The 5,670-nt window shown below is 71.4% G+C and carries 7 protein-coding genes; 5 read left to right on the top strand and 2 right to left on the bottom strand.

Annotated elements, in window-relative coordinates; translation table 11 throughout:
* From Q0L15_RS11465 to Q0L15_RS11475, 3 genes are all read left to right on the top strand, one after another.
* The coding region (locus Q0L15_RS11465) for a UbiA family prenyltransferase (RefSeq protein WP_296604468.1) at positions 1–699 on the top strand (699 nt) is incomplete at its 5' end.
* 128 nt (positions 700–827) lie between these two features.
* Positions 828–1,373: a hypothetical protein gene (locus tag Q0L15_RS11470; protein ID WP_296604470.1), complete on the top strand. Its 546-nt coding sequence runs from the start codon at positions 828–830 to the stop codon at positions 1,371–1,373.
* A 28-nt stretch (positions 1,374–1,401) separates the two neighbouring features.
* Complete coding sequence (locus tag Q0L15_RS11475) at positions 1,402–2,142, top strand: phosphoglyceromutase (protein WP_296604472.1); 741 nt, start codon at positions 1,402–1,404, stop codon at positions 2,140–2,142.
* Between the two features lie 80 nt (positions 2,143–2,222).
* On the opposite strand, the gene phoU is transcribed toward Q0L15_RS11475, so the two are convergent.
* On the bottom strand, positions 2,223–2,879 hold the full coding sequence (gene phoU / locus Q0L15_RS11480) for a phosphate signaling complex protein PhoU (protein ID WP_296604474.1): 657 nt from the start codon (positions 2,877–2,879) through the stop codon (positions 2,223–2,225).
* A 120-nt stretch (positions 2,880–2,999) separates the two neighbouring features.
* Here phoU and Q0L15_RS11485 point away from each other — a divergent pair, with 120 nt between their 5' ends.
* Together Q0L15_RS11485 and Q0L15_RS11490 are read left to right on the top strand one after the other, a co-directional pair.
* Complete coding sequence (locus Q0L15_RS11485) at positions 3,000–4,154, top strand: ATP-binding protein (protein WP_296604475.1); 1,155 nt, start codon at positions 3,000–3,002, stop codon at positions 4,152–4,154.
* Complete coding sequence (locus Q0L15_RS11490; protein ID WP_296604477.1) at positions 4,151–4,828, top strand: response regulator transcription factor; 678 nt, start codon at positions 4,151–4,153, stop codon at positions 4,826–4,828. Before Q0L15_RS11485 ends, Q0L15_RS11490 begins: the two co-directional genes overlap by 4 nt.
* Before the next feature lie 71 nt (positions 4,829–4,899).
* Here Q0L15_RS11490 and Q0L15_RS11495 read toward each other — a convergent pair.
* On the bottom strand, positions 4,900–5,670 hold a 771-nt coding region (locus Q0L15_RS11495; protein ID WP_296604480.1), incomplete at its 5' end, for a hypothetical protein.

Below are 5,670 nucleotides of genomic sequence, written 5' to 3' on the forward strand. Positions count from 1 at the left end.
CACGCCACGCCCGTCCTGCTGGTGCGCGCCGCCCACCCGCGGCACGCGCTGCTGACCGCGACGGGCCTCGCGGTCGCTGCCGCGCTGAGCGGCCGGGCCGGGCGCGAGGTCGGCCTCGTGCTGGTCACGGTGCTGGTCGGCCAGGCGGTGCTGGGCTGGCACAACGACCTGCTCGACCGACGCCGCGACGCGCGGCACCTGCCCAACGGCAAGCCGATCGCCGAGGGCTACCTCGACCCCGGGACGGCCTGGTTCGCGCTGATCTGCGCGGTGCTGCTGCTCGTGCCGCTCTCGGTGTCCAACGGCGTCACGGCCGGCAGCATCTACCTCGCCACGGTCGGCGTCGGGCTGGTCGACAACGTCGTGCTGCGCCGCGGCTGGCTGTCCTGGCTGCCGTGGGCGGTGGCGTACGCCGGCTACCCGGCGTTCCTGTCCTACGGCGGGTGGGGTGGCGAGGCCAGCGGCAACCCGCCCCAGCCGGCGATGGTGGCGCTCGCGGCCGCACTCGGCATCGGCGTGCACGTGCTGTGCGCGCTGCCGGGGCTGGTCGCCGACCACGAGGACGGCCACCGCCACGTCGCGCTGCGCATCGCGCTCAAGATCGGGGCCACCCGGCTGCTCGTCCTCGCCCTGGCCTGGGTCGTGCTGGCGCTCGCCGGCCTGCTGGTCGTCGGCAACACCGTCGGCCTCGGCGCCTGAGCACCGCGTCGCCGACCCAGCGGAGGACCCAGCGGCCGGTCCGCCGCCGGCGGGCGGGCGTCCACGAGCGCGAGCGCGTCCACTAGGCTGTGCGCGCACCCTGCCGTAGACCCGTGAAGGCCTAGAAGATGCAGCTTCGCACGTCCGCCCGACTGCTCTCGACCGTCGGCGCTCTCACGCTCGCCGCGACCCTGACGTCCTGTGGCTTCGACTACGCCACCGACCGGGTCTACACCCCCTCCGCCGGCATCAACGACCGCGACGCGTCGGTCGACGTGCTGAACGCCGTGATCGTCTCCGGCCACCAGGGCGAGGGCGCGTTCATCGCCTCGTTCGCCAACAACTCGAACGACGCCGACGCCGACGTCTCGGTCGAGGCGCTGGCCGGCTCCGGCGACTCGACGCTGACCGCCGACGTCACGCCGATCGAGGTCGGGCCCGGCCAGCTGGTCAACCTCGCGACCGAGGGCGGCATCCCGGTCACGGGCGACTTCGGCCCCGGCGACGCCGTCACCGTGACGATCGAGTTCGACAACGGCGAGAGCACCGAGATGTCGGTGCCCGTCGTACCGCCCTGCAACGAGTTCGAGGGCCTGGCCCCCACCCCGTCCACCGGCTCCTCCAGCGACACCTACGAGTGCGACGCCGAGGCTCCGGTCACCTCAGAACACTGATATCGCACCCAGCCGAGGAGAACACCCCATGACCCACACGCTCATCCTGCTCCGCCACGGTGAGAGCGAGTGGAACGCGAAGAACCTGTTCACCGGCTGGGTGGACGTCAACCTCACCGACAAGGGCCGCGCGGAGGCGGTCCACGGCGGCAACCTGATGCGCGAGGCGGGTGTCCTGCCCGACGTCGTGCACACCTCGGTGCAGCGCCGCGCGATCAACACCGCGTGCCTGGCCCTCGACGCCGCCGACCGCCACTGGATCCCGGTGCGGCGCTCGTGGCGTCTCAACGAGCGTCACTACGGCGCGCTGCAGGGCAAGAACAAGAAGGAGACGCTGGAGGCCTACGGCGAGGAGCAGTTCATGCTGTGGCGCCGCTCCTTCGACGTCCCGCCGCCGCCGATCGAGGAGGACAGCGAGTTCTCCCAGTTCGGTCTCCCGCAGTACGCCGGGCTCGGCGAGGAGATGCCGCGCACCGAGTGCCTCAAGGACGTCATCGCCCGGTTCCTGCCCTACTGGGAGTCCGACATCATCCCGGACCTGCAGGCCGGCCACACCGTGCTGATCGCCGCCCACGGCAACAGCCTGCGCGCGCTGGTCAAGCACCTCGACGGCATCAGCGACGAGGACATCGCCGGGCTGAACATCCCCACCGGCATGCCCCTGGTCTACGAGCTCGACGACGACTTCCGCCCCACCGGCCCGAGCCGCTACCTCGACCCCGAGGCCGCTGCCGCCGCTGCCGCTGCCGTCGCCAACCAGGGTCGCTGAGCGTGCGATAGTCCCTGACGATTGCGGGTTCTCGCGCTCCGCGACCCGCGAACGTCAGGGACCATCCCCCACGGCGCGCCTCAGGCGTTGACCGAGCGGGGGTTCTCGCCGGTGACGACGAAGACGACCCGGTTGGCGACCGAGACCGCGTGGTCGGCGATCCGCTCGTAGTACCGACCGAGCAGGGCGACGTCGACGGCCGCCTCGACCCCGTGGGCCCAGTCGGCGGAGAGCATGTCCGCGAAGGTGCTGCGGCGCAGCTGGTCCATCTCCTCGTCCTCGCGCACGAGCGCCAGGGCCTCGTCGACATCGCGGTCGGTGATGATCTTCGAGACGCGGCGGACCATGCCCTCGGCGACGTGCGCCATCCGCTCGATCGTCGGGGAGACGTCGGCGGGCACGGCCAGGTTGGGCACCCGCAGGCGGGCGATCTTGGCGACGTGCACGGACAGGTCGCCCATCCGCTCGAGCTCGCTGACCATCCGCAGGGCCGCGACCACGGTGCGCAGGTCGCTGGCCACCGGCTGCTGGAGCGAGAGCAGCAGGAACGCGGAGTCCTCCACGCGCTCGCGCGCCCGATCGATCTCCGCGTCGGCGCTGATCACACCCTCGGCGATGCCGGCGTCGCCCGAGAGCAACGCCTCGGTCGCCAGGCGGACCGCGGTCTCGACGTTCTCGCAGATGCTCGCCAGGTCGGCGAACATCTGGTCGAGCTGTTCATGGAAGGCCTCTCGCATGCGCGCAAGCCTAGGTGGGCCAGATGGACAGCCGGGGCCGCTACGTGAACGAGGAGTGAACATCTCGAAGCCCTCGTTCCATGGGCGAACTCGGGATGAAATGGCTCGTACGATTCAGGTGTGGATGCGACGACGCAGGCGTTCCTCGCCGCGCTCATCGGCGCCGTCGTCGCGGGCGGCGCGGTGCTGGCGTGGCACCTCAGCGACCGCCAGCAGCACCACACCCAGCCGATCGAGGAGCCGGTCGTCCCGGTCGGGGTCGCCGCGGTGCTCTCGGTCCTGCGCAGCAGCGCGGTCGTCGTCGACGACGCCGACGTCGTCCTGAAGGCCTCCGCGCCGGCGTACGCCATGGGCCTGGTGCGCGGCACCTCCCTGCTCTCCTCCGACCTCGCCGACCTCGTGCACCAGGTCCGCCGCGACGGCCAGATCCGGGAGACCGAGCTGCTGATGAGCCGGCCCGGCCTGCCCTCGCGGCACGTGACCGCGCGGGTCGCGCCGCTGGGCTCGCGGCTGGTGCTGGCGCTGGTCGAGGACCGCACCCGCGAGCGGCGGGTCGAGGCCGTGCGCCGCGACTTCGTCGCGAACGTGAGCCACGAGCTCAAGACGCCCGTCGGCGCGATCCGGCTGCTGGCCGAGGCCGTCCACGACGCGGCCGACGACCCCGAGGCGGTCAAGCGGTTCTCCCACCGGATGCTCACCGAGAGCGACCGTCTCTCGCGGCTCGTGCAGCAGGTCATCGAGCTGTCGCGGCTCCAGGGCGACGAGCCGCTCGAGCAGCCGATGCCGGTCGAGCTCGACGAGGTCATCAAGGTCGCGGTCGACACGAGCGCGATCGACGCCGACTCCAAGCGCATCTCGATCGTCACCGGCGGCACCCCGCACCTGCAGGTCTTCGGAAGCGAGGAGCAGGTGACCGCGGCGGTCGCCAACCTGGTGGCCAACGCGGTGTCGTACTCCGACAGCGACGCCACCGTGCTCGTCTCGACCAAGGCCGACGACGACATGGTCGAGATCTCGGTCGTCGACCAGGGCATCGGCATCCCCGCCCAGGAGATCGACCGCATCTTCGAGCGCTTCTACCGCGTCGACCCCGCCCGGCACCGCTCCACCGGCGGCACCGGCCTCGGGCTCTCGATCGTCAAGCACGTCGCGGCCACGCACGGCGGAGACGTCCGCGTGTGGTCCGTGGAGGGCCAAGGGTCTACGTTCACCTTGACCCTCCCCCGCTATTTCTCGGCCCGTTCGTCGACCATGAACCAGGAGGCTGGCCGGTGACCCGCGTACTCGTCGTCGAGGACGAAGAGAGCTACAGCGACGCTCTCGCCTACATGCTGCGCAAGGAGGGCTACGAGGTCGCGATCGCGGCCAACGGCAACGACGCGCTCACGGAGTTCGACCGCAACGGTGCGGACATCGTGCTCCTCGACCTGATGCTGCCCGGCCTGCCCGGCACCGAGGTGTGCCGCCAGATCCGCCAGACCTCCAGCGTCCCGGTGATCATGGTCAGCGCCAAGGACGACGAGGTCGACAAGGTGGTCGGCCTCGAGCTCGGCGCCGACGACTACGTCACCAAGCCCTACTCGCCGCGCGAGCTGGTCGCGCGCATCCGTGCGGTGCTGCGTCGTGGCCAGGAGCCCGACCTCGCCCCGCCGACCCTCGAGGCCGGCCCGGTGCGCATGGACGTGGAGCGCCACGTCGTGACGGTCGACGGCCAGGCGCAGCGGCTGCCGCTCAAGGAGTTCGAGCTGCTCGAGATGTTCCTGCGCAACCCCGGCCGGGTGCTCACCCGCGGCCAGCTGATCGACCGGGTGTGGGGCTCGGACTACGTCGGCGACACCAAGACCCTCGACGTCCACGTCAAGCGGCTGCGCGCCAAGATCGAGCCCGACCCGGGCGAGCCGAAGTACCTCGTCACGGTCCGCGGCCTGGGCTACAAGTTCGATATCTGATCCCGCAGGGGTCAGATGTCGAACCCCGCGGGATCCCGTCCGGACACTCCGGGAGTGGGTCGACCGCGCCGTCAGCAGGCGTCGCGGACGACGCTCTCGCCCAGCGGGATGCACTGGGTGGCGCGCACCGGCGTACGCCGCGGCTTGATCTTCCAGGAGTCGATGCGCGTGTCGTAGCCGGGCACGGCCAGGGTGACCATCAGCGTCCGGCCGGGTCGCAGCTTCCTCGCCGAGTCGCCGAGCAGCCGCATCAGGTCCGTCGGCTTGGTCAGGCTGGCGTGGGTGGTCACCGGGGCGAAGCAGCCGTCGCCGCACGCGACCGTGACCAGCCCACGGAAGTCGATGGTCGAGCCGTGCGTCGCGGCGTACTCCGGCAGCGTCTGGAACGGCACCTTGCCCACGGTCAGGCCGGTCAGGCGCGGCGCGTGGCCCTTGCGGGGCGCCCACGTCGGCTTGACCTTGGTCGGCACGGTCGTGGCCTGCTGGTTGAGGCCCCACGGCGGGTTGGCGTTGACGATGCGACCGTCGGCGCACGTCACGTGCACGTCCGGCCAGGTCGAGCCGGCGCCGTGCGCGGACAGCGTGTACTCACCCGGGGGCAGCTCGGTCCACACGACCCCGCCGTCCTCGGACGTCTCGGTCACGGTCTTGTCGGGGATCACGCTCTCGTTGAAGTACGTGCGGGTGCCGGCCTGCGGGGAGATCGAGGCCGTGACGCCGGCGACCCCGTGCGCGCCCCAGCTGATGAAGTCCTGGTAGCTCACGCCGCGCACCTGCTTGGTGCTCACGGTGCTGACCACGACGCACTGCTCGGGGTAGCCCGCCTCGTTCTTGTCGATCCC

This window comes from Nocardioides sp. (assembly GCF_024509035.1).
Taxonomy (GTDB): domain Bacteria; phylum Actinomycetota; class Actinomycetes; order Propionibacteriales; family Nocardioidaceae; genus Nocardioides.

Excerpts from the sequence above, each read along its gene's own strand:
- Q0L15_RS11470 (WP_296604470.1), top strand. The coding sequence starts at position 828 with ATGCAGCTTCGCACGTCCGCCCGACTGCTCTCGACCGTCGGCGCTCTC.
- phoU (WP_296604474.1), bottom strand. The coding sequence starts at position 2,879 with ATGCGAGAGGCCTTCCATGAACAGCTCGACCAGATGTTCGCCGACCTG.
- Q0L15_RS11475 (WP_296604472.1), top strand. The coding sequence starts at position 1,402 with ATGACCCACACGCTCATCCTGCTCCGCCACGGTGAGAGCGAGTGGAAC.